The sequence below is a fragment of the Streptomyces sp. NPDC093544 genome (genome assembly GCF_040683495.1).
Classification (GTDB): domain Bacteria; phylum Actinomycetota; class Actinomycetes; order Streptomycetales; family Streptomycetaceae; genus Streptomyces.
This window is the reverse complement of record NZ_JBFBEA010000079.1, coordinates 1-1179: the sequence shown is the minus strand read 5'-3', so window position 1 is coordinate 1179 and position 1179 is coordinate 1. Positions and strand designations below refer to the sequence as shown.

Sequence of the window (1179 nt, the reverse complement as noted above, 5' to 3'; positions counted from 1 at the left end):
GTCCAGGTCCTCGCGGCTGTAGCGGGACAGGTCAGTGCCCTTGGGGAAGTACTGCCGCAGCAGGCCGTTGGTGTTCTCGTTGGAGCCGCGCTGCCAGGGGCTGCCGGGATTGCAGAAGTAGACCGGCATGTCCGTGGCGGTGGAAAAGAGCTGGTGGCTGGCCATCTCGTTGCCCTGGTCCCAGGTCAGTGACCGCCGCAGGTGGGGCGGAAGTTCGCTGATCGTGGCGGTGAGGGCCTGGTGGAAGTGCTCTGCCCGGTGGCCGTGGGGCAGGTGCACCAGCATGGTGAAGCGGGTCGTGCGTTCGACCAGAGTGCCGATGGCGGAGCCGTGGCTGGGGCCGACGATGCAGTCGCCTTCCCAGTGTCCGGGAACGGCGCGGTCGGCAGCTTCGGCAGGCCGGTCGCTGACCATCACCATGGGTGTGCTGAAGCGGGGCTGACGCTTGTTTGCCTGGCGCTGGGGGCGCCGGCGGGCCCGTCCGGTCCGCAGGGCCTTGGTGAGTTCACGGCGGAGCTCGCCGCGGCCCTGAACGTAGAGCGCCTGGTAGATCGTCTCGTGCGTCACGCGCATCTCCGGGTCGTCGGGGAAATCCCGGCGGAGCTGGTGAGCTATCTGCTCCGGGCTCCAGCGTCTTTCCAGTCGCTCCTGGATGTAGTCCTGCAGCCGGATGCACTGCCCGATCTTCCCGGGCTTGGGGCGGGGACGACGGGCGTCCGCGCGGGCCTGGGCGGCGTAGGGCCGGTAGTGCCACAGTCCGCGGGTGCCGTTCGTGCGGTTGCGCCAGATCTCCCGGCTGATGGTGGACGGGCTACGGCCCAGCTCGGCGGCGATCGCACGCACTGACGCCTTCTCCCGCAACCGGTCGGCGATGTGGATCCGATCGGCCTCGCACAAGTACCGGGAGGGCCCAGAAGGCGGCACCACCGCGTGGATCGGGGGTGCCACCTTCTGTCTGCGGTCGGCGCTCCGGCCGTTACGCCATCGCCGTCCGGTCTTCGTGTTGATGCCGACGATCCGGCATGCCTCTTTGGTGCTCAGGCCCTGCTGCATGAGCCGGAAGTATTCCTCCCTCTCAAGCAGCAGCTTCTTTGGCCCCTGAGCAGTCCGGATCTCCCGGATCTTGAAGTCCATCGCATCCCCTGAACTGGGGTGTTGCGACGACCACTAGAACGGAAG

The 1179-nt window shown here is 67.9% G+C and carries 1 protein-coding gene; it reads right to left on the bottom strand.

Going from position 1 to position 1179, the window contains the following annotated elements; genetic code table 11:
* A partial coding sequence (locus AB0N66_RS42440) for an IS30 family transposase (protein WP_365446367.1) occupies window positions 1-1134 on the bottom strand: 1134 nt, incomplete at its 3' end.
* Window positions 1135-1179 lie beyond the last annotated feature (45 nt).